We start from the raw sequence: 26,604 nt of genomic DNA, 5'->3' as shown, positions 1-26,604 counted from the left end.
AACGCATAAGATGATAAACCACGCCAAAGTCCTTATGCTATACTGGACCCATGGTTATTAGCGAGAAGTCTCACTCCAAACGAACATTTTTTATCACGTTACTTATTATCGTCATTGTTCTTGCCCTGGGCGCCGGTGGATACTACTGGTACACCCAGCGAAACAAGTCCGTGAGCAGCTACGCCGAATGCGTCGCAATGGGCAACCAGATCATGACGACGTCGCCTGAACAATGTACAACGCCTGAAGGCAAGCGTTTTACAAATCCTGACTCCATTGCCACATTTGAAGGAACTGCTGTGTGTTTGCCACATAAAGATTCGAATGGCCCTCAAACAATGGAGTGCGCAGTAGGTATTAAAACAACCGACGGTATCTTTTATGGTATCTCGGGCGACACGGAGAGTAAGCTTTCCGGTATGACAGGTACCGACAAAAAAGTACGTGTCACAGGAAAAGTCGAGAAGTCGACTGATACTATTTACGATATCGATGAGCTGATCAATGTCAGCAAGATCGAACTTCTCTAATAGCCTGTAAATGAATCCTTTGTCACGCTCGCGGCACCGAGTGCCGTCACCTCTGAAGCGACTGCCGCAACCATTGGTGGCGGTCCTGAAATATATACATGGCGTGAATCTATGTCTGTCACGGCGTCCTTCAATAGCTCTTTGGTAATGCCTGTGGCCCGGATATGATTTTGACCGGCATCCGGCGCCACGACGATCTGTTTTACGCCTGACTTCACATTGAAAATATCCTTAAATAGCACTTCCTTTTCTGCACGCACTGCATATATCAACACGATATCACGCGATTGCTCCCTTAATCGCAGTGATTCAACGAATGCACGAAAAGGTGTAATACCTATACCTCCCGCAACAAAAAGTAGTTTCTTATTTGAATCTTTGGGAAGCAAGAAATCTCCCTTTACTCCAGCAGCTGTTATCGTTTGCCCGATCTTCAAAGTTTTCAGATGTGCTTTAAACGTACTTGTTTTTTGAGCGTAGCGAGTGGTGAGTTTAATTGTTTTCGACTCCGGCGCCGAAGCGATTGTAAATTGACGACGCTCACCACGCAAATCCGCCTTAGCATGAGGGAGGCTAAGTTCCAGATGCTGACCAGCTTTAAATACGAACTTTCTCATCGGCTCAAATTCAAATAACTCTTGGCCGCCCGCAAAGCGCTCTCTGCGAACAAGCTTTAGCTTCACGCCAACCCGTCGTGTCATACCAAAGCTCACTATATTCCCCACTATGAGTGCGATTTCGGGCGTCACATATATAGGGCCGAATGATGGATGTAAGCCAGCTAAAACAGCTACGACTATCGCAACTATGGCTACCTGATAGCGACGTGACGGTAATGTCAGCGGTTCACTTACCATGAACCCAACAAAGAAGAGCGGCCACCATACGGCAAGCGATACCACCAGAAGATCCCCCACCGACTGATGATGGAAGATGGCGGCAATACTTAGCGTCACTATGTAAGAGGCGAAAAAAATGCCACCCATTTCCAATCTTTCGGTTTTGTATAAGATAATGAGCGCCAGGATAGTCACCGGAACTGCAAATGATGCATCTGCCATCCACCAGCTCGCTCCTTGCAATCCAGTTAGTGAAATAATAACTGCCGCAACCGCTGCCGGGTTAAAAATATGCCTGCTCCGCCATACAAGCAGATACTTTGAAGCGACCGCAAACACGGCGACCAGCGCATATATCAATAGATTAGATACAGATAAAGTAGGGGAGAAGATACAAAATAAAATACCCCCGGTGATGAGAGCTGATTTATGGTGTGCCGAGACACTGAACAAATAGGCAAACACATAGCTTGCCCCAAAACTTATTCCCATGAAAAGAGTCAGGCTAGGGATGATATCAATGGGATGGAATGTGGTAACACCTAGAAAGGAATACGTGAGCGCAACGCCAAAAAGCAAAAACAGCGCCAAGGTAACCAAAAGATACATTGAAAGACCTGCAAGAAATGTATCAAATTTTTGTTTTATGGCGAGCATTACGCCATTCCTTGACCAGATGGCGGCACACCCCTCGCAATCTGGTTTGCTTCTTGCTCGGTCATGAGGATCTGCTGAACTTGCGCCAAAGTGATCTCTATTGTACTACCTGGTGCAACGGTACCGGCAAGCATTTGCTTTGCCACGGTATTTTCAACAGCGCGCTGGACCACGCGTCGCATCGGACGCGCGCCTAAACGAGGGTCATACCCTTTATCGACAAGAAAGAGCTTCGCATCATCAGCTACATGAACGCTTATCTTTTGAAGCGCCAAGGTTTTGTTGATTCCCGCCAGGATGAGATCAACAACCTGTACTAGCTCTTGTTTATTGAGTGGCCGGAAAACGACGATTTCATCAAAGCGGTTAAGAAACTCTGGCCTGAATTGATTGGTGTTTATGAGCTCATCAATGAATCGTTGCTCAAATTGCTCGAGCTGATAGCCACGCTCAATGTACTCGCGGATCCTATCTGCTCCAGCATTGCTCGTGGCAATAACAATAGTGTCACGAAAACTTACTTCGCGGTTTTTAATATCGCGCAGAATACCCTCATCAAGCAATTGAAGCAATGTCGTGAGGACATTCGGATGTGCTTTTTCAATCTCATCAAGCAGCACGACGCTAAAAGGCTGCTTCATAGCCTGGGCTGTCAGGCTAGCAGGATCATCCGCACCGTCTGCAATAAGGCGAGAGACGTCCTCGCTTCGAACATATTCGTTGAGATCGAGGCGAATCATGCGTCCTTCACCACCAAAATATACGTCGGCCAGCGCCTTAGCAAGTTCAGTTTTACCAACACCGGTAGGGCCTAGAAATAAGAACGTTCCGATCGGTCTGTTTTGATTACGCACACCTGCTCGAGCGCGCCGCAAGGCATCACTTACCACATTGACCGCACGCACTTGATTGATCATCCGCTCATGGATATGTTGCTCGAGGTTGAGCAATTTTTCGCGTTCATCTTCACCGCTCGCCACACCCACCTTTATGTCCAGTGTTTTCTCAATTGCTTGCTGAACGGAATTCATTGTCACGAGACCATCTTCAGAATAATTAGCTGCTGTTTCCATGAGCTTGATGGCTCTTCCGGGCATTGCTAAATCGTGCACATACCGTTCACTCAAACGATACGATTCTTCAAGAGCTTGATACATGTAAGTCACTTTACGCTGAAACTCGGTGGTTATAAGCTGGTCTTGCATTGCGGCAATCGTTTCATCCTTTGTGGCAGGTCCAATCGTGATACGATTCAGTGCGTTAATAAGTGCTGCATTACGCTGGCCGATTTGTAAAAAGCGCTGCTCGTCCATCGTGAGAATCATACGCAAATTACCCGCTTCAAGAATTGGTAAAAGCACGTTCGTCAGATCAACCGAACCGACACCTTCTTCAAAGAAAAGTTGAGCGTTATCAAGACATATGATGATATTTTTAGCATTATACGCTTCGCCTAGAACCTTCATAATGAGATTTTCAACCTCACCGCGACCAGGAGCAGCGGCAATTAGCGCGGCCGAATCAAGGATAAATACTTGACGAAATTTCAGACTGGCCGGCAACTTCGACGATGCATCAAGCAGCTTTTCCGCAAATGCATATACAATGGTCGTCTTTCCTACACCTTGACCTCCCACTAATACAGCGTTTTGTCGACCAGCTGCGGAAAAAGTAGTGATAAGTTGATCGAGCGCCTGAGAGTGCGCTTCAAGTTTAGTGGAAAGCAACCCGCTGCGCGAAATCTGCTCACTTATATTAATACCAAAACGCATTAGTAGCGGAATATATCCAAACGACCAGTCCCTTGCAATACCCCCTGTTCTTTTAGGCTTGCTATGCTCCGAGATTAAGGTATATATATGCTCCTGCCAACGGACACCATTCAAAAGGTCATCGTAATCTATTTTAAGGTGTGCAAGTATACCTTCGTGTTGAGGAAACGCCTTAACGACTGCAAGGAGCAACATGCTCGCAGTCACTTCGCCTGAGTTCGTCATCTCCTTCACGCGCAGGGCTTCTTCCCATATGGAAGATGTAAGCGAAGGATCATCGCTCGCCAATTCTTGTAGCAATCGTGAAGTTACTCCAAATCGTGCACCAAAAAACTGACCCCCCGTCACACTGCCAACGGCAGTCGCGATATCTCGGGGTGTGGGATTTTTTGGCAAAAGACCAAGCACATCCGACGATAATTGATCGTCAATCGTCTTAGGAGATGATGCTACGGGTATTTTTTTCAGGTAGTGCGCATACCATTCATATGTCATATACGGAAGGGCTGCGACACCTATGATCAGCCACCCTATTGGCATGTCAATAGAAAGAAGCGCACCGCCACCAAGCAAAAACAATACGGCAAAGAGAATAAGCAGCACCTGCCATGGCCCACCGAGCGTTTTTGCCAGCCGCGCATACTTTGCACGCTGGCTATCGTACCGAAAAACTACACTTTCCACGGCATCCACCCCATGATAAACAACACGATTCCTAGTATGGGTATTAGTGGCACGATTCCCCAAAGGACAACCAAAAACAAACCAACCATGCTATAAAAAAGTATCCCCACAATCCCAATAATAATCATCATGGTTCGTACGATCGCACCGATAATTCGTGAGAGAAGCTGATCAAAAAAGGCGCGCATCTGCACATTGATCGACCCTTGCACTTTGCCCGCAGAGATCTGCCTATAAGGAGAGAAAAGCGTCTTAAGCAAAAGATCGATCGAGAAATAGTCGGCCGTACTAGAGATTCGTTCGCTTAGCACCGTGAAGCGCTGTTTCCAGCCGGCTCCATACCACCAGCTCAAGATACCCACGATAAACATATCCTTATTGTAACGTACGCCGCCTGCTTACGCTATAATAAGATATATGTCAAAGCCATATGTTACGCTTTTAGGAAAAGCTGTCCGTTATGTTGCCCGCTTGCGAGGCGGTGGATCCGCTCTACCTGGTCTGTTTGTTGAAAAAATAGATCCCAATTTCATTAAGCGCACATTAAGTCAACTCCCTAGAGGTGTTGTCGTTATCAGTGGTACCAACGGCAAAACCACCACAACCAAGATCGTGGTTGAGCTGCTTGAAAGCCAGGGTCTGAAAGTTTTTACCAATCGAACGGGGAGTAACTTTACCAGAGGTGTCGCCGCAGCGTTATTGGGCGAAGTAGATAATTACGGCAGGCTCGATGCTGATATTGCCGTACTTGAGCTCGACGAGGCCCATGCTGTCCATTTTGTCAGCACGATTTCACCCAAATACAGTTTGCTCCTTAATGTTATGCGCGACCAACTCGACCGTTTCGGCGAAATTGACGCCACCGCCAAATTACTTGCGCAAATCGCCAAAAAAACAACCGGTACTGTCGTTCTAAACCGAGAAGATCCGCGAATAAGCAATATCGCAAAACTCCTCAACACACAAAATGTGCGCTACTTTGGCCTAGCTTCTTCACTTACTTCCCTTTTTCCTAGCGACGATGATATGCGTGCTCAAAAAAGCAACAAATTAAACGCTCTCCCAGAGGCAAGCGTCACACTAAAGACCATAGGCGATCATACAGCCACCTTTACTGTTGGCGAAAAAACGATTGAAGCGTCGCTTAAGCTTCATGGCATTTATAATATCTACAATGCCGCGGCTGCGCTTGCACTTGTTGGTGCAATCGTAGGCAAAGACCTTGATACGACAACAATTACTACGCGGCTCGAGACCATAGAACCCGCGTTCGGAAGAGGCGAAACACTCCATATCGGCGGCCAGCCTCTTGAGCTAGTCCTTGTAAAAAATCCGAGCGGCTTCCGGCTCAGTTTGCAATCTTTCAAACCGAATGGTTACAGCACGATGATCGCCGTAAACGACCGATACGCCGATGGCCGTGATATGTCGTGGCTTTGGGATGTCGACTTTGATTCCCTCCGCGAATCGGGCGTCGCCGTCGTTTCAGGAATCAGGGCATACGAGATGGCTCTTCGACTTCAATATGAAGAAGTTCCTATTACCAAGGTTGAACCGGACATCAATGAAGGCCTCCGCGAGTTTCTCACGAGCGACTCGCCTAAACGAATTTTCTGTACATATACTGCCATGCTCGCTTTGCGGCGCGAATTAAGCAAAATCACCGATGTGGAGCGCATTTCATGAGCGATAAAAAAATTACTATAGTTCAGATTTATCCCAAGGACATGAACATCTACGGAGACTGGGGCAATGTTCTCACCATTAAAAGGCGGCTTGAGTGGCATGGCTATGAGCCAGAACTTATTGAGTACAACCAGGGTGATACCTTTCCGAAAGAAGCCGACATTATCTTAGGCGGTGGTGGCCAAGATTCTGGGCAAGATATCGTACAGGATGATCTGCTCAAAATTGGCCCGGTAGTACGACAGCTCGCCGATAGAGGCGTTCCTATGCTTGTTATTTGTGGTCTTTATCAGCTTTTTGGAAAATTCTTTAAAACACAGGATGGCCACATTATTGAGGGAATCGGTTTATTTAACATTGAAACGCACGCAGGGAGCGAACGGCTCATCGGAAATACCATTGTAAAAAGCGGCGAATTTGGTGAGATTATCGGCTACGAAAATCACAGCGGACAAACATATCTCGCTAAGGACGTTGCTCCGCTTGGGCATATCATAAAAGGGGCAGGCAATAATGGCCAAGATGGAACGGAAGGCGCACGGTATAAAAATGTCATTGGAAGCTACCTTCATGGGTCACTTTTGCCAAAAAATCCTCGTATCGCAGATTTCCTGGTTGAAAAAGCAGTTGTTCGTAAATTTGGAGAATTCACACCCACCGTTATCGATGATCATTTTGCCGAGCAAGCTCGTATCGTCGCCCTCAAACGTCCAAGGTAATTTGTAAGGCGATGCTAACAAGGAGCGCAAGAAAAACGCGCCTCCTTGCTAGCATCGCCTTTGGTCACTTGCTCATCAGACGTCGCTTAGTCGGCGGGCTCGCATTCCACCACTTTTTCAACAGAATGCCATGGCCCCACCCTTTTGCGAGAAGAGCGACAGATTTATTCAGGAACTCCAGGGTATCCGCAGGATTCTTGTATCGGATGGCCCAGTACTGCAACGACTCACCGACCGTTTCGTCGGCCGCTCCCTCATGCGGAGACTTCCCGTTTACCTGCATGAGTAACGCCCAGGTCGTTGAGAAATCGACGATCCGTTTGTCAACTCCGGTCGTTGCGACAGACCATTCCGCATCAGACTTCACTTCCACCATCTTTCTGTGACAGATGGAAGCGATCTCCCCTGCTCGTTCCACACTGAGAAAATTCATAGTCCCTTCTTGTGGAGCTATCGAAAACACCAACTCACTCAGATTGAGTGACGAAATTCATTGTCTCACGATTGTAGACTTAAATGCAACAGCTACTTCGCCTGGAGCGACTTCAACTCGGCAGCTACTTGCTCACCATGACCTTGGGGAGTGACCCTTCCGTACACCTTCACAACGATTCCATCCGGATTAATAATGAAGGTCTTTCTTAAAACCCCTTCTTTGCCGAACATTTTTTTGCCCCAGGCTCCGTACGCATCCATCACCGTGTGGTCAGCGTCCGTGAGGAGCGTAAAGTTAAGCAAATGCTTTGCCTTGAACTTTTCATGACTCGGTGCGTCATCGCGTGAAATGCCGACAATTTCTGCTCCTAATGCCACAATTTCATCACGCGCATCCCGCAGACTACAGGCCTCAATCGTACAACCTGGTGTATCGTCTTTGGGATAAAAGTAAAGGACGAGCCATTTACCTTTGTAATCACCAAGGCTACGAGGGCCGTCATCGCTTGGCAAGATAAAGTTGGGAGCTTCATATGGTGGTTGCTTCATTATTTCAGTATACCCTAAGAATCGCGCTATACTATATACAGCAAGTGTCTGAAATTAAATCATCCCGTATTCTTACTTTCGACTTACTTCGTGGCTATTTTTTAGTCGCGATTATTCTTGACCATCTTGCATACTACCCGAACTTACTTGATTGGTGGAGTGGCCGTGGTAACCTTTTTGTTTCTTCAGCAGAGGGGTTCTTTTTTATTTCGGGCATTGTTTTGGGCATTGTCCGCGGCGGCAAGCTTATTCATGAACCCTTTAGCGTCCCCGCAAAGCTCCTTCTAAAACGCGGACTTCAGCTATACATCACTGCGGTTGTCCTCATGCTGTTCTTTACATTCGTCGGCTGGCTCTTTCTCACTAATCCAGGCCTTAAGCCCGGGATTCGTCTGCCGAGTGAAAATATATTTGAAATAATATGGGGCGGCCTCACCTTCCAATATATTTATGGCTGGGCAGACTATTTGCGGCTCTATGCGGTATATATCCTTGCCAGCCCCATCGCTTTATGGTTACTTCGGAAGAATCTTTGGTATGTCCTTCTCGGTATTAATGTACTTATATGGATGCAATTTCCAAATAGTCACCTTGAAACCATGGAATTATCTCAAATATATAGTTGGCAGCTGGTATTCTTCGGTGGCCTCACTGTGGGCTATTATTGGCCACAAATCCGGCAATGGTGGACAAGAATCAGCCTACCTTTTCGAAAAATTATCGTCACAGCCACCGTCTCTCTTGCGGCAACAACTATGATAGTTTGCTTTTTGCTGGCGTATGGCACCGATTTATTCGGGCTGAGCCCGCTTTTCAAGCAAATTTTTGATGATCTCTACCCTACATTCGCAAAAGAGCCGCTCTATCTTCCTCGTCTGCTACTATTTGTTTTGTGGTTCGGTGCGGCCTTTTGGTTTTTCTGGCGCTTTGAAAAATATATCGTACGCTGGGCAGGCTGGCTTTTTATGTCTTTTGGCACAAATTCATTATACGTCTATACCATCCAAGCGTTTCTCGTCTTCTTCCTTCACCTCATTGTTCCGGGCGCGACATCGTCGGTTTGGCTTAATTTTTTCCTTGCTATCGCAGGAGTCATGATGGTATGGCTGGCCGTAAAAAAGCGTTTCTTAATGAAAATTATTCCACGCTGAATTCACTTACATGAAGTGGACCAAACGAAATATCCTCCTTCAAATACAGTGAGTGTGGAAGAGTCAGTTCTGCCTTATCGTAATACACGTAAGTAAGGCGCTTCGCAGAAGCAAAATCTTTCTCAGGATCTGATGTTCTCAAATTACTATTTGCAAACGGTGCGTATCCTCCACGAAGATCGGCAGTATCACTATAAAAATGAATATCGCAGTTTGGCATATAGTAGCTCAGCTCTGTTGCAACGTACGGATCAGCAGCAAGCAAAGAACCCTTGGAGCAATCAATAATACCTGCTGCTTGTTTTACCTGAGGGTGTTGCAATCGTTGAAAATTATAATTACCAGAGCCAACGAGCTGTGAAAGTCCTAAAAACAACACGGCAAGTAAGCCAAATCCAAGTAGGCGTGCTTTACTTGCTTGTTTTAAAGCAAATAGCCAGATCGCCACTCCTAATAAAAGGCCGAATCCTATGAGCACGTGAGCAAGGTATCGCTCAACATACATAGGCCGGGCAAGCGAGATTAAAGCAATCATCATGACAGGTACAGCTGCATAAAAAATCAGCAACATAAAGCCAGGTTTTTGTTTGTTGCTAGTTACTTTCCATGCTTTTACTAGAATATACGTAATCACAACAAAGACGGCCAGAAGCAGAAGAGACAATAGGCCATTTAACTGCCACGATGGTTGATATAAAAACCAAAACGAAACGATTCCTACCATGTTATCAGCGGTCAATTGCTGCGATATAGGCGCGAGTGCCCCGTTGGTCATCTGCTTTAAAAATGTCGGGAGCCAAGGCAGGAAAAACACTACCGCGCCCACATACGCAAACCACCACCTCTGTTTAAAAATAGATTCCCTTCTGTTCACCGAAAGCCAAATAAGCCATACGAGGTGAGTGATCCACAAGAGCACGGTGTAGTAAAGTGTCAGCATCCCGAGCGCAACAAGAACAGCATAGGTAAGATACAACAGCCATGACTTCTTCGTGTTTTTATCAACCGCTACAACCAAAACATATGTGGCCAAAATGCCAATAAATGACGCTAGTGAATACATGCGGATTTCAAATCCGTATCGCAAAAGGAAGGGTGCTAAAACAAGAAACAGCACCGTCATGAGTGCGGCTTTTACGCCAAACAAGCGCTTCACCAATAACGCCCCTATGATCAATGCACCGCCCATAAAAAGAACACTCAGCGAGCGGAGCGCAAACTCACCCCAGCCAAAAACACTACCCCATACCTTCAGCAGAAGATAGTATAAAGGTGGATGAGTATCAATACTTGTAAGATGGATCAAATCCGCCACGGACTGCTTGGCAAGCAGAATCGAATATGCTTCATCAAACCATACGCTCTGCATCAAGCCGATACCGAGACTTATCACCATCGCTATAACAGCAGCTCCTATAACAAGCCACATAAAATATTGTTCGTACCACGGTGGCGTTTTGTGAAATAACCCTAAAAGACGCTTTATCATATCTCCATCATACCACGCTAAAATACCTCTGGAAAAAACCAACGAAGTACAGTATAATCACTTAAAGAAAACACCTATCGGGGTGTGGCGCAGTTGGCTAGCGCGCGCGGTTTGGGACCGTGAGGTCGAAGGTTCGAGTCCTTTCACCCCGACCATGAATTCATTATGTAATAGTATGCTTTCCCGCATACTATTTTCTATTTTTTAAATGATTCTTCGATTTTCATTATGGGGTCGTACCAGCCGTTTTCTAAAACGTATGTTTGTACCTTTTTATCTACCCCAAGCAGTACGGTCAATCCAACGATAATAAAAACTGCGCCTACTATCTTTTTAAACAATCCATCAGGGTTGCTAAGCCACTTTAGTTTATTAACAAATACTCGTCCGAACAGACCAATGAGAAGGAGCACGGATGCAAGGCCAAAAGAATAAGCAAGGAGATATATGGCTCCCGCGGCAAACGACGCTGGAAGTACGGCAGCAACAATCAATGCATATGTTGGACTGCAACTGTTGAATACTGGACCCAAGGCCGCGCCCAGAAGAATATCTTTTGCAATACCGTTGCTTTTCTGAGACCTTGCCATTAGTCGGTTTGCCCCAGCCTGCCACCCCGTTGCAATCATCAGCTTCTCCCATAGTGTTGGAAATAAGAGTGTAATGCCGAAAAGAATCACTATACTGCCGGAAACAAAGCTCCAGATACTTGTTGGCACGCCAAGAAAAATAGTCGTAGCTTTAAGAAGTAGGGAGAAAACAAAGACAGAAATTCCTAGACTCAACACAATAACGAGAGGGTGCTTGAACGAGGCGCGCTCATTCTGCGTCGCACCGTGCAATACGCTTCCACCAACAATTACCGGCAAAAGCGGTAATATACAGGGTGCGGCAACGGTCAATACTCCAGCGACAAATGCAACAATGGTGAGTTCAATCATGGCAAAAGTGCCTGTTTTACACTCTGGAACGTCGGCTCATCATAGGCCACGTAGCTGCTGATCTTATCCCCTTTTTCATCAGTCTTAACGACCGTGGTTTGGAGAGTCACGCCATACTTAGTCCGGAGTGCTTGGTTTGAATCATAGTCTACCTTAAAAATAGTAAGACCTTCTGGCAGCTCGCTTGCTTTTATACTTTCGTCCAAAGCACGACACTGTGGACACCAGGGAGCATGAAAAAATAGCATCTTTACACCACGAGTAGATGCAAAGTCAGCTTCTGTGTAATCAATATACTTGCCTCTTACGGCATTGGGAGAACTAGGCTGAGTATCGGTCTGTACCTCGGTATTTTTAGTAGTTGTATGAGACTCGGTCTTTGTTTCTTTTTGAGATATAACATACATGACAGCTGCCCCGATAACAAGGAGGATGCCGATTATCGCAAATAAAAGCTTTTTATTCATATCTCTACTATAGCTACTTCTCTAGTAGATTAGCAAACAATAAAACTATCCACCCATAGCTTGACCATGGTAAAATCTTAACGTTACCGCTCTCTAGTAAATGAGGTCCAGTGGAGAATATGGATAATCTCGTCACACGAGGAAAAGGCATGCGAGCGCTTCAAGCGTATTTCGAAGTGCTTGGCAGTACGCTACCCTCCAAACTCCCGGAAAAAACTAGTGACTGGCAAGACGGTGCCCAGTACGATGCGCCTCACGGCTTCCTGTTTGTGGGAAGCAACGGAAACTGGCATGCGACGTTCAGTCTCCGGTCTGTTGCTGCGGACATACAGAGAATTTCCGGCTTAACCGTCAGCGGTGGACACTAACTCACCCTGCCTACTCGGCAGATACAAGCACCTCACCTGGTGCGCCGAGCATGAGGCGGGGTGCTTGTATTTTAAAACGCAAAAAAATATATTAACTTTCTGATATACCAATAAGACGATTCCGGTCAGAAACTAAAAAAACAAAACATATGGTATAATATTTTTTGCTATTGTCCAAGCTGAAATGGAGTAAAGCCATGAGTGACTTGGTGGACTGGGACTTCATGCGCACGAGGTTTCGCAAGCGGATTCAGTTGCTCGATGAGGGCAACACCGAGGTGTCAGGCGCAGTTTTCATCGATGTCCTGGAAGCGTTACACGCTCTGCTCGACCGTGACAACAACGAGTACACTCTCGCCTTCTATGCGATCGTCGACGCCTGCCGTGATCCCGAATACCGCTTCACAAAGCGGGCGGCCGCTCACATCGTCGAGTGCGGCTTCGAGATGGGATTCAACCACAAATGGCAAGCCGTGATCTCCGATGAAGTTCGGAGCATCGTTTTGGCAGCCACTCGTGACGGTCAGGGACAGACGAAGGAACTGCTGGCCATCGGTGAGATCGCCAAGCTGGACGAATAACGGCAGCCCTAGGCGTCTATCCACAGAGACACCTAGGGCCTTTTCATATTCTCATAATGCTATACTACGTATATGAAAAGCTTCTCTCCGCAGCAACGGCTCGTCCTTATTGTGAGTATTCTTGCGTCTTTTATTTCATTCCTAGATGGGTTCGTCGTGAATGTTGCCTTGCCGGCCATCGTCCGCGAATTAGGTGGGGGACTGGTGGCTCAGCAGTGGATCGTAAATGCTTACCTACTTACCCTCGGATCGTTAATGTTGATAGCGGGATCACTTTCAGATATCTTTGGCCGCGTACGGATCCTGGTTTTTGGCCTTATTGGCTTTGGCGCGGCTTCCGTATTGTGTGCAGTCGCACCTAACGAGCTATTTCTTATCATCGGTCGCGGCATCCAAGGAGCGGCTGGCGCATTACTTGTTCCGAGTTCGCTTGCCCTTATTGTGTCGTCGTTTAGCGGATCAAAGCAAGGAAAAGCAATCGGTATCTGGACTTCCTGGACGGTTGTTGCCTCAGTAATGGGCCCACTCCTTGGCGGCTTCTTAATTGATATTGCCTCTTGGCGGCTTATTTTTGCTATAAATATTCTTCCTATCCTTGTAACACTCTGGCTCATACGGTCGCTAAAGCCTGTGGGTGAGGCAAATGAAAATACGAGGGTTGATGGAATCGGCGCCTTACTTTGTGCGATAGGACTGGGCGGAATTACCTATGCGCTTATCGAGCAGCCAAACCTAGGCTGGTTTCATCCACTCATTGATAGCTCATTGATCATCGGCATCATTTCTTTCGTGAGCTTCCTCTGGTATGAAAAACGAACTCCCCATCCTATGCTTCCCTTATCACTATTTAATAATCGCAACTTTGCCGCCGGCAACATTGCAACAGTATTTATTTATGGCGGACTGTCATTATCCACTTTTATTGTGACGATATTTATCCAGCAGATAGCAGGATACTCTGCGCTGGCCGCAGGGCTGACATTTCTCCCTGTGACGGTTCTTATGTTTACGCTTTCATCGTACTTTGGCGGCCTGGCAGGGAAGTATGGGCCGCGATTTTTTATGTCGGTGGGGCCAATAGTCGCCGGTATCGGCTTCCTCCTCATGTTGATGGCAGATAACACCGTTAATTACTGGACCGATCTTCTTCCCGGTATTCTTGGCTTCGGGCTAGGGCTCTCGATTACCGTTGCCCCACTTACTTCTGCAATTTTGGGCTCGATTAGCAGTCGTCAGTCGGGGATTGGCTCGGCGATTAACAATGCTGTTTCGAGGATTGCCGGGCTAGTTGCAATTGCTACTATTGGTGTTATCGTCGGCACATCACTGAATGTACAAGGGTTTCATGCCGGGCTTATTTTTACCGCTGCACTTCTTTTTACTGGCGGTATCATCTCTTTCTTTGGAATCAAAAACTCCCTCGTTGCTAGCCGTCCGTCCGACGATCAAACAACTGCTCAACATACCCAATAGCTCCTGTCGCCCAGGTGTGGATCACTTTACCGTATGGCCGGTTCTCTCGCGTTACATCCGCTTTAGTTATGAGCGCATAGTCTTCGAGCTCGGAGGCTTGCAACACAAGATGCTCAAGCATAGTTTTTGTCAGAGTTGTCTTGAATATAAATTGGTAGGTTTGAGCAAGATTACTTTTGCGATTTACAACCGCAACAAAGTCGACAGTTGAGGGATCCACCGTAATCCCTACTTCTTCAAATACTTCACGGATCGCCGCTTCTTTGGGTGTTTCGCCGGCGTCGATAATGCCTCCCGGGAATGTCCAGTACGATTTATAGCCCGCTTTTACAATCAGCACCTGCCCCGCACTATTTTCCAAGATCATCGCCGCACTCGAAACGCGCCGGTCAAGGGTTTTAGACCATGCTATAAATGATTCGTATGTCTTTTTCTTTTTGAATAGCCGCATCCCACCTACTTAGCGAACTCGATAGCGCGTGTCTCCCGTATGACATTTACTTTTATTGTGCCTGGATATTGCATAGTGCTTTCAATCTTCGTGGCGATGTCGCGAGCCAGCTTGATTGCGGAAAGATCATCAACATCCTTAGGACTCACAATAACACGAATTTCACGGCCAGCACTAATTGCATACGCCTTGTCGATACCAGAGAAACTGGTTGCTACGTTTTCAAGATCACGCATACGCTCGACGAAGTTTTCAGCGCTAATATTACGTGCACCTGGGCGAGCAGCTGAAAGCGCATCACACACCCGCACGACAAGTGCCTCTGGCGTCGTCGCCTCAATATCGTCGTGATGAGCTTCAATAGCATGAACAATTCGCTCATCCATACCAGCTTTGCGTGCCAGCTCGGCACCAATATGGTGGTGCTTGCCTTCAATCTTGTGCGTTATCGCTTTACCGACATCGTGAAGCAAGGTAGCAATCTTAGTAATACGAACGTCGGCGCCGATTTCTTCGGCGATCATACCTGCCATATGCGCCATTTCAGTACTATGGAGCAAGACGTTTTGTCCATAACTCGTACGGAATTTCAGTTCACCGAGCAAACGAAGCATTTCTTTTGGAATACCTGCCACACCGACTTCACGCGCAGCATCTTCTCCGGCGCGAACAATCTCTTTTTCAATCTGCTTCTCAGCTTTTTCAACGACTTCTTCAATACGGCCGGGGTGAATGCGACCATCCTTCATGAGCATCTCAACAGCTAAGCGTGCAACCTGACGACGCACTGGGTCAAAGCTCGAAAGCACGATCATACCTGGAGTATCATCAACAAGAATATCAACACCCGTTGCACGTTGTAGGGCCTGAATATTGCGGCCTTCTTTACCAATAATGCGGCCTTTCATCTCATCATCGGTGAGCTTGATCGCTGTTACGGTGCGCTCAGCCGTCACCTCACTCGACATACGCTCCATGGCACTTACTAAGATAGTCTGTGCACGTTCTTCGGCATCTTCCATGGCATCGTGCTGTAATTTGCTTACCAAACCCACGAGGTCGTGTTTGATATCGCGTTCGGTCATATGCATCAATTTATCGGCTGCTTCTGACTTTTTTAAACCAGCAATTTTTTCAAGTTTTTCTTGCTGTTTGGCGCGGATCTGACGAATTTCAGACTTTAATTCTTCAACTTCATCTTCACCTTTACGAAGCTTTTCAGCACGCTTGTCGAGTTCATCGAGCTTCTTGTCTAAGTTCGTTTCGCGCTCGGCTAAACGATTTTCAGTTTTTTTCCATTCTTTTCGGCGCTCATTTTCAAGCGTCACAGCCTCGTCTTTTGCTTTTAAGACGATGTCGCCTGCCTTTGCTTTAGCCTTAGCCAATTCCTTCTCAATAGTAGCCTTGCCGTTGGCAACACGGCGCCTCTCGTATACGACCGTTCCTCCAACGCCAAAAACCACCCCAAGTACTGCGGCAATTATTCCCTCTATCATGGTTATTCCTTTCTCACGGGTAACCCTTTAAGTCTCGCTATGTATTTTTGTTTAAGTAATCAATAACTAGGTTGTAGGGCAAACCGGAAGTTTCAAAAAAGTTTCATCAGGGTCTATCAAATAGTAGACTACGTTCATTGTAGCTCTTTTTACTATATATTCGCAAGATTATTTGCGCGGTTTTGTGATATGAGCTTCGCTGCCGTAGAGTGGGAGTACGATCGTATCACCTTTTCCGGATTTTAATTTTTCTAAAGCGGCTACCTTCCAATCCTCACCTTCGGCTCCAACGATCGGAATTTTCTCTGCATCGGCAATCGTATTTAGAACAGTGAGTCCTATGCGCAGACCCGTAAAACTACCTGGACCCCTAGAAGCACCGATACCCGAAATGTCTCCCCAAGACTTGCCATTTTTTTCAAGCTGATCTCGAAGATACGCGAGTAGCTTTCTTGCAAGTTCCCTATCCGCCTGCCATTCGTCGTAATAACGCCATGTTCCATCGACCAATGTCAGTTTACATACAGGCGTTGATGTATCAAGTAAAAGAATCATGCAAGTTTCTCCAGAAGCGCTTGATTCTCTTTATCTTTTGCATGCATTTCAAGTGAACGTAATTCTTCTGATGGTGAGGTGATATGAATAGTAATACGATTTTCTGGCAGCACACCATCCACAACATCCGCCCACTCAATAATGGTGATAGTTTTTACATCGTGCACCGTTTCGTGAAGTTCATCCGCCATAATACCGGCATCATGCAAGCGATAGAAATCGTAATGGGCCAGAGTAAGGCCATCACGTGCATTGTATACCCGACTAATTGTGAAGCTAGGGCTTTGAATATCTTCATCAATCAGAAGTCCTGTGGCAACACCCTTTACAAGCGTCGTCTTTCCCGCCCCTACGTCACCAACAAGCTCAATAATTTCGCCGCCCTTTAAAAGGGCGCCAAGCTTTTTGCCGAGTGCTTTCATAGCTACTTCGTTCACTACCTCTATGGTCATTACGATACATTATACAAAAAGTAAGCTCCGGCCACCATCCCTATAAGAGGAGGTGTCCGGAGCGTACTTCGGTTGACATTGTTAGGACCGCCATGTCACTCCGGCCAGAAGCGACTCCAGGCCAGGGGTGGGCTGCTTACCGTCCAGGTTGAGGTCGTACACAACCACTCCTTTGGCAACGGCTTTCCACATGTGCATGATTTCGCTGCCCTGCTGGCCCGTTTCGCGGCTGCACAGGTGGTACTTGTAGTATTCTACCGGCTGGCCACCCACCATCAGGGTCCCGACACGCTCGGGAAATCCGTAGTAGCGATCGTCGATGACGGCGTTGGACCAACATCCATTTTCCAGGCGGAGGTCCGAGCGAACCGACGGGTCACTCTCGATGGGAGCGACCACGAAACCGAGGCAGGAAGGTTGCGGCTGCTGGGTGCATTTCGCATCTACCACCACGGCACGCGACAGGTCCATCTCTTCCTTGACCTGAATCCACGATGAGCCAAGGTGCAACCCCAGCCCATAGAAGTAGGTCACCGGACCCCCCGATTCGGCCGGTGCCGAAATAGAGGGGGTTGATGGTACAACCGACTTGGCCGAGGTCATGTCCGGGATCCCACAAGCAACCGCAGCCACCAGCACTAGTAGGCCGCACAAAACTCGCATCATACGCATGTGATTTATCCTTTGTCTCTAGTAAGATCGACAACAATACCAAAATCGAAGTTAACTAAATTATACCATAAAATGTACTAGTTTACAATATATCCCTCTTGTTTTCTTATCGTCTGCCAGACGGCTGTAATTCTTGGACATTTTGACTTACAATAGACATAAGCGATATGCGTATTTCTGATGCTATAGTAGAAAAACTGCTTGCCGATTATGGCGTTGCCATAGATCAGATTAATTCTCTGAGAGAAGAGGGTATCCGTTCAAGACGCTCGTTACAATCGCTTGTCGTTCAAAACAAGTTGATGGACGAGGTAACTCTCACTAAAACATATGCCAATTATGCCGGCATCCCATTCATCGAGATCGATCCTTCAAGCATTGACCCCGAGGCCCTCAATAAAATCCCTGAGCGTATCGCCCGTCAATACAATGCCGTTCTCTTCAAAGTCGACCCAGAGGGCCTTATGCACCTCGCCATGGACGACCCAGACGACGTTCAGGCCTTCAACTTTATCCAAAAGCAAATCGGCGAAAGTATAAAACTCTACATTGCCACGCGTAGCAACATCCTTGCTTGCCTTGAAAATTATCGCGGCGACGTCACAAAAGAACTCAACCAGGTTATCGATGTGCAGCGCGAAGATAATGGTGAGGCTCAAGTTGTTTCCGAAAGCGACGTCTCTGAAGATTCGCCAATCGCTCAGACTGTCAATCTACTCCTTGAATACGCCATCCGCTCCAATGCCAGCGACGTTCACATCGAACCACGCGAAGATTATGTGCAAGTCCGTTACCGTATCGACGGTGTTTTAAAAGAAGTCAACCGCTTGCCACGCAATGTGATGAACGCACTCATCAGCCGTGTAAAGATTCTCTCGAATCTAAAGATTGACGAACGCCGCGTTCCTCAAGATGGTCGTTTTAAGATACGTGTAGCCGGTAAACAATATGCGCTTCGTGTCAGCACGCTTCCGGTAGTCGACGGAGAAAAAGTGGTCATGCGTATTTTAGACGAGTCCAACCAAGCTGTCAGCTTACAAGATCTTGGCTATTGGGGCCATTCGCTTGAGGTGATTATGTCGGCTATTACCGAACCCAATGGCATGATCCTTATTACCGGACCGACTGGTTCAGGTAAATCAACCAGCCTTTTCAGCATCCTTACCATGCTTAACACGCCAAACGTTAACATTTCCACCATTGAGGATCCTGTGGAGTATCGAATTCCGGGCGTCAACCAAACGCAAACTAATGTAAAGGCTGGCATGACATTTGCCGGCGGGCTTCGCGCCTTGCTCCGTCAAGACCCCAACATCATCATGGTAGGTGAGATTCGAGACCGAGAAACCGCCGATCTTGGTATTCAGGCAGCCCTCACCGGACACTTGGTGTTCAGTACATTGCACACAAATAACGCCGCCACCTCGCTCCCTCGCCTTCTCGATATGGGCATCGAGCCATTCTTAATTGCGAGCACCGTGAAAGCTGTGGTTGGTCAGCGCCTTGTGCGCAAACTTTGCACAAATTGTCGAAAATCATATAACCCCAATACCGAGGAAGCCGCGGCTATTATTCACCTCTTTAACCTGCGAAAAGACCAAGACTTTAGCTATATCCACAATCTTGAAGCCGAAGCTATCAAGCAGCGTATTGGTGAAGGTTTACCGGCAGGCACCAGCACAACTACAATTACAACTCTTTGGAGAGCGTCGCCTGATGGCTGCGAAGAATGTAACCATACGGGCTATCGCGGCCGTATCGGTATTTACGAGGTACTGGGCGTCAGCAACCCTGTTCAGAAATTAATCATGAGCAACGCGACAAGCGCCGATATTCAAGTTCAGGCCATAAGCGAAGGGATGTCAACGATGCAAACTGATGGCCTCATAAAAGCCATCCGAGGTGAAACAGCGATCGAAGAAGTCTTAAGAGTAACAAAAGAATAGCCATGCCTGATTTTTCTTATATCGCTACAAACAAGCAGAACAAAACCGTCACCGGTACGTTTGAAGCTACTGACAGGGCGGCGGTTATTAATGGCCTTACTAAAGACGGGCTTAAGCCGGTTAGCGTCAAAGAAATAAAGAAAACTATCGGCGGCTTCAGCTTCGGAGATTTTCTCGGCCAAAACAAAGTAAAAAATGATGATCTCGTCATGTTTACCCGTCAGTTGAGCGCTATGGTCGGCGCAGGTGTTCCTCTGCTTCGGGCACTTAATTCGCTGGAGCAGCACACAGAAAGCGCCGCGCTGAAAAAAGTGCTCGCAACAATCATCGTAGATGTTCAGGGCGGAGCACAACTTGGCGATGCCCTAGCAAAATACCCCAATACTTTCAGCGACGTCTACGTCAACATGGTCCGCGCTGGTGAAGCGGCCGGCATTCTCGATGAAATTCTTAAACGTCTTGCCCTCCAACAAGAAAAATCTTCTACTATTCGTAAAAAGGTAAAAAGTGCTATGACGTACCCGATGGTGTTAATAGTTATTACCATTATTGCGTTCTTCGGACTCATGCTCTTTGTTATTCCACAAATTGGCAAACTCCTTAAAGACCTCGGCGGACCAGATGCGGAATTGCCCGCCCTTACCCAGGTCATGCTTGGCATCAGCGCGTTCATGACAAACTATTGGTTTATCCTGCTTCCTGCGGCTATTGGTGGAGTTATCTTTTTGCTTCGCTACTTAAAAACACCCAAAGGTAAGTCACAGCTTCACCACCTCGTGCTTAAAGTTCCAGGCATCAAAGGAATTGTGACCAAGGTGTGTGTCGCCCGGTTTGCAAGGACATTCTCGGCGTTAATGGGTGCGGGAGTTGCTGTGCTTGAGGCACTCGACGTCACCTCCCGAGCTGTCGGCAATGTCGTGTACGAAAAAGAACTGAAAGATGCCGCCGAAAAAGTAAAAAACGGAGCCACTCTTTCTTCTGTCATTGAAAAAAGTACACTTTTTCCTGCTATCGTTCCCCAAATGCTCGCAGTAGGTGAGGAAACAGGGCAAACGGATACGGTACTCGTAAAGGTGGCTGACTTCTACGAAGAAGAGGTCGATGTCGCCATCGATGGCCTCAGCTCGATCATTGAGCCGGTTATGATCGTTATTATGGGAAGTATGGTCGGCTTGATTGCAGCGAGTGTCATGGGTCCTATCGCCGGACTTGCGCAAAGCATTAAAGGCTAGGTAGCAGACGACAAACCATTTCGCTCATGCTATACTAGGACTAAAGAAGAGTGGGCATGGCGACATTATTTTATAAAGACAAGCCAGTAATCGGTCTTGATATCAGTCAAACAGGGGTGAAGGTAATGGCAATCGACCCTAAAAAATGGCTGGTTCTTGGCTATGGATCAATAGACCTCGATCCCGCCAAGGTGCAGAAATCTCTTGAATCTAATGATCACTACTTAAGCGAGAACATTGCTTCATTACTACGAGGAAAGATAGTCGGCGAGCTGCCAAGTCATCATGCTATCGTAGGCGTTCCTACTGCCAAGAGCTTTTCACGCACGTTCACCATACCGCTCAATGCCGAAAAAACACTAGCTGACGCCGTTGAAATTGAAGTCGACCAATATATCCCCGTGCCTATGAGCTCCCTTTATGTCGACTACGAGATTATCGAACGAGGTAAGGATCAGCTTACAGTGATTATGTCGGCGGTACCAAAGGTACTCGTCGATAGTTGCATGAGCGCTGCTAAAAGTGCGGGATTACTCCCTATCGTCGTCGAGCCAGGCATTAATGCCGTAGCAAGGATTATCGAAACCGCCGAAGAAGGGCATCTGCCTACCCTCATCGTCGATATCGGTCCGGCAAGCACCGACATTGCAGTATTCGACGGAGGTGTTATCCGTGTCAGCGGTGGTGTTGGTGTCGGAGGCAATACGTTTACGCTTGAGATAGCCAAAAAACTTAATGTTGCCCTTGAAAATGCCCATCAACTGAAGGTTCTTAACGGCCTTAGCGCCGGTCCTCGTCAAGCAAAGATCGTCAGCGCACTTGAACCTAGTTTGCAACGGATCGCCAGCGAAATCCGTAAAGTGCTTCGTTATTATACCGAGCGGCTCAACGAAAACTACAAGATCGAACAAGTTCTGATTGTCGGCGGAGGAAGTAGCGTTCCGGGCATCGGTGATTATTTCACGAACGAACTCGTCATGCCCGCCCGTGTAGCCAGCCCATGGCAAAAACTTGATTTTGGCAAACTTCCTCAGCCTAACAAGCAATTTCGCCCCCGCTATATCACCGTTGCCGGACTTGCAAGTATCAACCAGAAGGAGATCTGGCGATGATCAATCTTCTTCCTGCTGAAGAAAAAAGACAGTTGCGCGCAGCACGCACCAATACTCTCTTGATCCGCTATAATATCGCCTTACTGTGCGCGGGAGTATTTCTTAGTATTGCCCTTGGGGTCGTCTATGTGTACCTTGGAACAGCAAAAGCGAACTCCGAGCAAATCATTAGTGATAATAAAGCAAAAGCTAGCGGCTATGCGGCGGTCGAGTCTGAGGCAAATATTTTTCGTAGCAACCTCGCCATCGCTAAGCAAATCCTTGAAAATGAGGTGACGTACAGCAAGGTAATTTTAGCTATTGCAAACCTCCTTCCTCCGGGCACTACTCTCGACAAACTCTCGCTAGATTCATCTACTTTTGGTACGCCAACTACTCTTTCAGCTCAGGCAAAGAGCTATGAAAATGCCCTCGCCCTGAAGGATGCCTTTCAAAAGTCTTCACTCTTTTCTGATGTTCACTTCCAAAGCATTACTTCAAATGTCGGTACCCAGTCGGGCGCCTATCCCTATACCGTTAATCTTGACGTAACAATTAAAAAGGATGCCGCAAAATGATAAAAGGAAAGCCATTCTCAGCAACGACGCTCCGGGTGGTCCTTGTCGGCTCCCTCTTCGGTATCGCCGTGTTGTCTGCGGTAGGATTTTCACTGGTAGTCGATGGACTTCGTAACACGGCAGTCGACACAAGCAAAACACTCGCCGAAGCCAACAACAGCCAAAATAATGTCCAAAATCTTCAGCATCTTCAAACTGAGCTCAAAGCTAAGCACGATGTTGTTGAGCGCGCCAGCAGTATCGTGGCAGAAAGCAAAAGTTATCAATATCAAGATCAGATCATCAAAGATCTTACCGATTACGCCAACCGGTCAGGCATAACGATCACGAATCTTGATTTTTCAACGACCAAGGCGAGTGCGGGCGCTACCACTCCGGCTGCTCCTCAGGCAGCTATTCCCAGCGGCGTTAATTCGACCTCCGTATCGGTCACACTCAAAAATCCCGTTGATTACATAGCCATCCTGAAATTTATCAATTCTATTGAGCAAAACCTTACTAAGATGCAGATCTCTAAAGTTGGCTTGTCAAAAGATGCATCAGGGGCAATTACCAGTGACGCATTAACAATAGAGGTATTTGTACGGTAGCTTATGAAAAACATTGACCTTTCAATTTCACCAGAAGCAATAAAAAAATCATTCTTCGTGTTCATGCACCGCTACCATGTCATCTTGTTTGTTGTAGTGGTACTAGGCGGGCTTGCCGTAAGCGTCTTCGTTCTTAATACAATTGTGATTCGCTCAAGCGATACGAGTGACTCTACCTCTGGACAAACCAGTGGTGAATTCGATCAAGCTACTATTAAGCGTATCGAGGAACTAAAAACCCGAGATCAAGCGGGTGGTGGGCTCGATCTCTCCAAAGGAAGGACGAATCCGTTTGTTGAGTAGCATCTCAAAAGCAGCTATACTAAGGTTATGCTAATCTCTGGCTCCCGACTCAACAACGCTCCCGTCATGGGGCTTCAGACCGGCACAGAACTCGCACGAATCGGCGCTCCTGTTATTAACCCGAACAACCTTGCCATTATTGCGTACGAGCTCGAGGGCCCCCTTTTAGACCGCAAACCTTCTTTACTTCGAATTGCAGATGTCCGTGAATTCAGTGATATCGGTGTCATCGTTGATTCAAGCGACGAATTTGTTTCTCCGGAAGATATTCTGAAATTAAACGAGATCTACAATCTCCACTTCTTCCTTAGCGGCATGCCCGTACGAGACGAGAAACATCACAAGCTTGGTAAAGTAGATGGTTATACTATTGAAACAGGCAATTTCATTATCCAGCAGCTTAATGTTAAACGGCCGCTTCTCAAAAGTCTTGGTGATACACATTTGCTTATCCACCGCTCTCAAATCACTGAAATCAATGACAAAGAAATCATTGTTAAGTCCCATGCTGAGATCCCAGAACCTGTTTTAGAAAACCTTCAGCGAACGTATGTTAACCCTTTTCGCAAAAACCCGCAAGCGGAGCACACCGATAAAAATTAGATATCGGCAAGTGCTGCTTTAATATCATCAAATGCAAATCCTTGACGAGCAAGATACTGGATAAGCTTCTGCTCATCGGTATATTTTTGACGTTTTTTAGCTATCATCTTCATAAGCTCATCACTGTCGTCGCGCGTTGTCTCCCGCATCACTTTTTCAATAATCGACTGCTCGATACCTTTTGATCGTAATTCCGCGATGAGTTTTCTGGCACTCGCACCTTTTGACATATGCCGATTTTCTACCCAATGCCGCGCAAATAACTCGTCATTGACATACCCTTTCTCGGTAAGCCTTGCAAATACCCGTGAGGTTACTTCTGCCGAGACTCCTTTTCGGACTTCACCAGTTTTCGTCCGTGTATCTCGCGTTTTTTTCCAAAGGTAATCTTGTATTTCTTTTGCCGAATGAAGCCGCATCATACAAAATTGCAGCGTCCTGGAATACAGTTTGCCAAAAATACTTTCTGTTTCAAGCGCGCTAAGCTCCTCATCGGTGTATTCTTTTCCTACCCGGATACCAAGCTCACCAACCTGAAAAATATCGAGACTAAAACGATACACACCATCAACCATGATGTTTACCCTGTTCTTATCTTTCACCTGGGCCGATATAGCCGTTATCTTCATATTTTCTATTATATCTAGTGTATTGCCTAAAAACCTTAGGAAACGCGTTAGACAAGATCTTTATTGCTCGTCACGGCTCGTTCGACATCATCTTGGCGCGCAATCATAACAACGTTCTTAACACCGTCAGGCTTCACTATTTCATGGTCAGCAACAAACCCATACTTCTCATAAAGGTGCCGCACAGAAACATTCTCAGGATCAGCACCCGTCTGTAAACTAAAGGTCATTGTCGTGTCGCTTAGCGCAACATAGCCTCGTTCGATCGCATTTTTTAAAAAACGCGCCAGCAAGTGTTCGCCCAATTTCCTTCCTTTATATGCCCTGTCACAAGCTAATGCGCCTAAGTGAAGCGCTTGGCTTATTTCGTCTTTATTTCGAACTTCATACCCAATTGCGAGCGCGATAGGAACTTCCGATTCCTCCATTACAAGAGAGTGTCGCCACTTACCCAGTAGCGGCACCTGTTTTGATTCGCCCGGTACTTCCTCGGCCATCACCATTTCGGATGTCCAGCTCGTGCCGGGAATTTCACTCGCTATTACAGCCAAACGCTCGGCATTTTCTTCTGCGTATTCGCGGCTCAGCTGCTTCAAGACGATGTTCTCAGTGTTAGTCATCCTCTTCTGTAGAGACTTTTTCGCGGACCTTGGTGTCAATTTCCGCCAATACCTCAGGGTTTTCCTTCAGGTACTTCTTGGTAGCTTCGCGGCCTTGACCAATCTTACCATCGTTGTAGTCAAACCATGCGCCAGATTTACCTACGACGCCATGGTTAACGGCAAGATCAAGCACATCACCGGTCTTAGAAATTCCTTCGTTGTACATGATATCGAATTCAGCAATACGAAACGGCGGCGCAATCTTGTTTTTAACAATCTTCACTTTGGTACGGTTACCAATAATATTTTCACCATCCTTGATCTGACCAGTACGACGAATGTCAATACGAACCGAGGCATAGAATTTCAACGCATTACCACCAGTCGTCGTTTCTGGGTTACCAAACATAACGCCGATCTTCATACGAATTTGGTTAATGAAGATAACCGTTGCTTTCGATTTATTGATGATACCCGTCAGCTTACGAAGCGCCTGGCTCATAAGGCGAGCCTGAAGACCCATATGGCTGTCGCCCATATCACCATCAATTTCAGCTTGTGGCACAAGCGCCGCAACAGAGTCGACGACAATGAGATCAACCGCATTGGAGCGTACTAGCGTTTCAGCAATCTCAAGTGCCTGCTCACCATTGTCCGGCTGGCTTACAAGCAGATTGTCGGTATCAACGCCGAGCCGCTTCGCGTAGCTTGGATCAAGCGCATGCTCGGCATCAATGAATGCTGCCGTACCGCCCTGCTTTTGAATTTCGGCAATTGCATGAAGTGTCAGTGTCGTTTTACCCGAACTCTCAGGGCCATAAATTTCAATGATACGACCCTTTGGATAGCCACCGCCAAGCGCGATATCTAAGCTTAAAGCACCGGATGGAATAAGTTCCACATCTACTTTGTGCGCCTCACCAAGTTTCATAATTGAACCATCACCAAATTGCTTGGTAATCTGATCCATCGCAAGGCCTAATGCCTTTAATTTTCCTTCATTAGCAGCAGGTTTTGTAGCCGCGTCAGATGTGTCAGCCTTTTTCGCCATAAAATCCCCTCT

30 protein-coding genes and 1 tRNA gene are annotated in these 26,604 nt (G+C 46.9%); 15 read left to right on the top strand and 16 right to left on the bottom strand.

Annotation, left to right across the window (positions count from 1 at the left end; all coding sequences use genetic code 11):
• Positions 1 to 50: 50 nt before the first annotated feature.
• Positions 51 to 530, top strand: a complete 480-nt coding sequence (locus tag VFH06_02195; protein HET6746896.1) for a hypothetical protein — start codon at positions 51 to 53, stop codon at positions 528 to 530.
• Here the strand turns inward: VFH06_02195 and VFH06_02190 are convergent.
• The 3 genes from VFH06_02190 to VFH06_02180 are packed head-to-tail and all read right to left on the bottom strand — an operon-like array spanning position 527 to position 4,853.
• Complete coding sequence (locus VFH06_02190) at positions 527 to 2,026, bottom strand: FAD-dependent oxidoreductase (protein ID HET6746895.1); 1,500 nt, start codon at positions 2,024 to 2,026, stop codon at positions 527 to 529. The genes VFH06_02195 and VFH06_02190 overlap by 4 nt on opposite strands.
• Entirely contained in the window at positions 2,026 to 4,482 is a 2,457-nt protein-coding gene (locus VFH06_02185; GenBank protein ID HET6746894.1) for an ATP-dependent Clp protease ATP-binding subunit, read from the bottom strand. The genes VFH06_02190 and VFH06_02185 overlap by 1 nt, the downstream gene beginning before the upstream one ends.
• Entirely contained in the window at positions 4,470 to 4,853 is a 384-nt protein-coding gene (locus VFH06_02180; protein ID HET6746893.1) for a hypothetical protein, read from the bottom strand. Before VFH06_02180 ends, VFH06_02185 begins: the two co-directional genes overlap by 13 nt.
• Before the next feature lie 46 nt (positions 4,854 to 4,899).
• Here VFH06_02180 and VFH06_02175 point away from each other — a divergent pair, with 46 nt between their 5' ends.
• A complete protein-coding gene (locus VFH06_02175) occupies positions 4,900 to 6,168 on the top strand; it encodes a MurT ligase domain-containing protein (GenBank protein HET6746892.1) in 1,269 nt (422 codons plus the stop codon).
• A complete protein-coding gene (locus VFH06_02170; GenBank protein HET6746891.1) occupies positions 6,165 to 6,887 on the top strand; it encodes a glutamine amidotransferase in 723 nt (240 codons plus the stop codon). The genes VFH06_02175 and VFH06_02170 overlap by 4 nt, the downstream gene beginning before the upstream one ends.
• A 64-nt stretch (positions 6,888 to 6,951) precedes the next feature.
• On the opposite strand, the gene VFH06_02165 is transcribed toward VFH06_02170, so the two are convergent.
• A complete protein-coding gene (locus VFH06_02165; protein ID HET6746890.1) occupies positions 6,952 to 7,320 on the bottom strand; it encodes a hypothetical protein in 369 nt (122 codons plus the stop codon).
• Positions 7,321 to 7,412: 92 nt separating this feature from the next.
• Positions 7,413 to 7,871, bottom strand: coding sequence for a peroxiredoxin (locus tag VFH06_02160; GenBank protein HET6746889.1), 459 nt, complete (start codon positions 7,869 to 7,871; stop codon positions 7,413 to 7,415).
• Between the two features lie 44 nt (positions 7,872 to 7,915).
• On the opposite strand from VFH06_02160, the gene opgC reads away from it, so the two are divergent.
• The gene (gene opgC, locus VFH06_02155; protein HET6746888.1) at positions 7,916 to 9,022 is read left to right on the top strand and encodes an OpgC domain-containing protein; all 1,107 of its coding nucleotides are present in this window, start codon (positions 7,916 to 7,918) and stop codon (positions 9,020 to 9,022) included.
• Here the strand turns inward: opgC and VFH06_02150 are convergent.
• A complete protein-coding gene (locus VFH06_02150) occupies positions 9,009 to 10,511 on the bottom strand; it encodes a glycosyltransferase family 39 protein (protein ID HET6746887.1) in 1,503 nt (500 codons plus the stop codon). The genes opgC and VFH06_02150 overlap by 14 nt on opposite strands.
• A 78-nt stretch (positions 10,512 to 10,589) precedes the next feature.
• On the opposite strand from VFH06_02150, the gene VFH06_02145 reads away from it, so the two are divergent.
• A tRNA-Pro gene (locus tag VFH06_02145) sits at positions 10,590 to 10,666 on the top strand.
• 42 nt (positions 10,667 to 10,708) lie between these two features.
• Here the strand turns inward: VFH06_02145 and VFH06_02140 are convergent.
• Together VFH06_02140 and VFH06_02135 are read right to left on the bottom strand one after the other, a co-directional pair.
• Positions 10,709 to 11,452: a cytochrome c biogenesis protein CcdA gene (locus VFH06_02140; protein HET6746886.1), complete on the bottom strand. Its 744-nt coding sequence runs from the start codon at positions 11,450 to 11,452 to the stop codon at positions 10,709 to 10,711.
• A complete protein-coding gene (locus VFH06_02135; protein HET6746885.1) occupies positions 11,449 to 11,919 on the bottom strand; it encodes a thioredoxin domain-containing protein in 471 nt (156 codons plus the stop codon). Before VFH06_02135 ends, VFH06_02140 begins: the two co-directional genes overlap by 4 nt.
• 119 nt (positions 11,920 to 12,038) lie before the next feature.
• On the opposite strand from VFH06_02135, the gene VFH06_02130 reads away from it, so the two are divergent.
• From VFH06_02130 to VFH06_02120, 3 genes are all read left to right on the top strand, one after another.
• Positions 12,039 to 12,287, top strand: a complete 249-nt coding sequence (locus tag VFH06_02130; GenBank protein ID HET6746884.1) for a hypothetical protein — start codon at positions 12,039 to 12,041, stop codon at positions 12,285 to 12,287.
• Between the two features lie 170 nt (positions 12,288 to 12,457).
• Positions 12,458 to 12,868 carry a hypothetical protein gene (locus VFH06_02125; protein HET6746883.1) on the top strand — a complete coding sequence of 137 codons (411 nt, stop codon included), beginning with the start codon at positions 12,458 to 12,460 and terminating at the stop codon, positions 12,866 to 12,868.
• A gap of 72 nt (positions 12,869 to 12,940) precedes the next feature.
• The gene (locus VFH06_02120; GenBank protein ID HET6746882.1) at positions 12,941 to 14,341 is read left to right on the top strand and encodes an MFS transporter; all 1,401 of its coding nucleotides are present in this window, start codon (positions 12,941 to 12,943) and stop codon (positions 14,339 to 14,341) included.
• Here the strand turns inward: VFH06_02120 and VFH06_02115 are convergent.
• The 5 genes from VFH06_02115 to VFH06_02095 all read right to left on the bottom strand — a co-directional run bounded on the left by VFH06_02115 (position 14,295) and on the right by VFH06_02095 (position 17,898).
• Positions 14,295 to 14,792: an NUDIX hydrolase gene (locus tag VFH06_02115; GenBank protein ID HET6746881.1), complete on the bottom strand. Its 498-nt coding sequence runs from the start codon at positions 14,790 to 14,792 to the stop codon at positions 14,295 to 14,297. The genes VFH06_02120 and VFH06_02115 overlap by 47 nt on opposite strands.
• Positions 14,793 to 14,797: 5 nt before the next feature.
• A complete protein-coding gene (rny, locus tag VFH06_02110) occupies positions 14,798 to 16,288 on the bottom strand; it encodes a ribonuclease Y (protein ID HET6746880.1) in 1,491 nt (496 codons plus the stop codon).
• Between the two features lie 168 nt (positions 16,289 to 16,456).
• Positions 16,457 to 16,843 (bottom strand): tRNA (adenosine(37)-N6)-threonylcarbamoyltransferase complex dimerization subunit type 1 TsaB, encoded by a 387-nt coding sequence (gene tsaB / locus VFH06_02105; GenBank protein ID HET6746879.1) that lies wholly within the window; start codon positions 16,841 to 16,843, stop codon positions 16,457 to 16,459.
• The gene (gene tsaE, locus VFH06_02100; protein ID HET6746878.1) at positions 16,840 to 17,295 is read right to left on the bottom strand and encodes a tRNA (adenosine(37)-N6)-threonylcarbamoyltransferase complex ATPase subunit type 1 TsaE; all 456 of its coding nucleotides are present in this window, start codon (positions 17,293 to 17,295) and stop codon (positions 16,840 to 16,842) included. Before tsaE ends, tsaB begins: the two co-directional genes overlap by 4 nt.
• A gap of 81 nt (positions 17,296 to 17,376) precedes the next feature.
• Positions 17,377 to 17,898, bottom strand: coding sequence for a hypothetical protein (locus tag VFH06_02095; protein HET6746877.1), 522 nt, complete (start codon positions 17,896 to 17,898; stop codon positions 17,377 to 17,379).
• Positions 17,899 to 18,134: 236 nt separating this feature from the next.
• On the opposite strand from VFH06_02095, the gene VFH06_02090 reads away from it, so the two are divergent.
• Genes VFH06_02090 through VFH06_02060 form a run of 7 tightly spaced genes read left to right on the top strand, consistent with a single transcriptional unit; the run spans position 18,135 to position 24,310 of the window.
• Entirely contained in the window at positions 18,135 to 19,913 is a 1,779-nt protein-coding gene (locus VFH06_02090; protein HET6746876.1) for a GspE/PulE family protein, read from the top strand.
• A gap of 2 nt (positions 19,914 to 19,915) precedes the next feature.
• The gene (locus VFH06_02085) at positions 19,916 to 21,145 is read left to right on the top strand and encodes a type II secretion system F family protein (protein HET6746875.1); all 1,230 of its coding nucleotides are present in this window, start codon (positions 19,916 to 19,918) and stop codon (positions 21,143 to 21,145) included.
• A 56-nt stretch (positions 21,146 to 21,201) separates the two neighbouring features.
• A complete protein-coding gene (gene pilM / locus VFH06_02080; protein ID HET6746874.1) occupies positions 21,202 to 22,257 on the top strand; it encodes a pilus assembly protein PilM in 1,056 nt (351 codons plus the stop codon).
• Complete coding sequence (locus VFH06_02075; protein ID HET6746873.1) at positions 22,254 to 22,814, top strand: PilN domain-containing protein; 561 nt, start codon at positions 22,254 to 22,256, stop codon at positions 22,812 to 22,814. The genes pilM and VFH06_02075 overlap by 4 nt, the downstream gene beginning before the upstream one ends.
• The gene (locus VFH06_02070) at positions 22,811 to 23,404 is read left to right on the top strand and encodes a hypothetical protein (protein HET6746872.1); all 594 of its coding nucleotides are present in this window, start codon (positions 22,811 to 22,813) and stop codon (positions 23,402 to 23,404) included. Before VFH06_02075 ends, VFH06_02070 begins: the two co-directional genes overlap by 4 nt.
• A gap of 3 nt (positions 23,405 to 23,407) precedes the next feature.
• Positions 23,408 to 23,707 carry a hypothetical protein gene (locus VFH06_02065; protein HET6746871.1) on the top strand — a complete coding sequence of 100 codons (300 nt, stop codon included), beginning with the start codon at positions 23,408 to 23,410 and terminating at the stop codon, positions 23,705 to 23,707.
• A 27-nt stretch (positions 23,708 to 23,734) separates the two neighbouring features.
• On the top strand, positions 23,735 to 24,310 hold the full coding sequence (locus tag VFH06_02060) for a hypothetical protein (protein ID HET6746870.1): 576 nt from the start codon (positions 23,735 to 23,737) through the stop codon (positions 24,308 to 24,310).
• Here VFH06_02060 and VFH06_02055 read toward each other — a convergent pair.
• From VFH06_02055 to recA, 3 genes are read right to left on the bottom strand one after another with little or no spacing between them, the layout of a single operon-like run.
• Positions 24,307 to 24,939 carry a RecX family transcriptional regulator gene (locus VFH06_02055; protein HET6746869.1) on the bottom strand — a complete coding sequence of 211 codons (633 nt, stop codon included), beginning with the start codon at positions 24,937 to 24,939 and terminating at the stop codon, positions 24,307 to 24,309. The genes VFH06_02060 and VFH06_02055 overlap by 4 nt on opposite strands.
• Positions 24,940 to 24,986: 47 nt before the next feature.
• Complete coding sequence (locus VFH06_02050) at positions 24,987 to 25,559, bottom strand: GNAT family N-acetyltransferase (protein HET6746868.1); 573 nt, start codon at positions 25,557 to 25,559, stop codon at positions 24,987 to 24,989.
• A complete protein-coding gene (gene recA / locus VFH06_02045) occupies positions 25,552 to 26,592 on the bottom strand; it encodes a recombinase RecA (protein ID HET6746867.1) in 1,041 nt (346 codons plus the stop codon). The genes VFH06_02050 and recA overlap by 8 nt, the downstream gene beginning before the upstream one ends.
• Positions 26,593 to 26,604 lie beyond the last annotated feature (12 nt).

The organism is Candidatus Saccharimonadales bacterium (genome assembly GCA_035697325.1).
Classification (GTDB): Bacteria; Patescibacteriota; Saccharimonadia; order Saccharimonadales; family Saccharimonadaceae; genus JALRBM01.
Note: the sequence above shows the minus strand (reverse complement) of the source record. Positions and strands in the feature narration are given on the sequence as shown.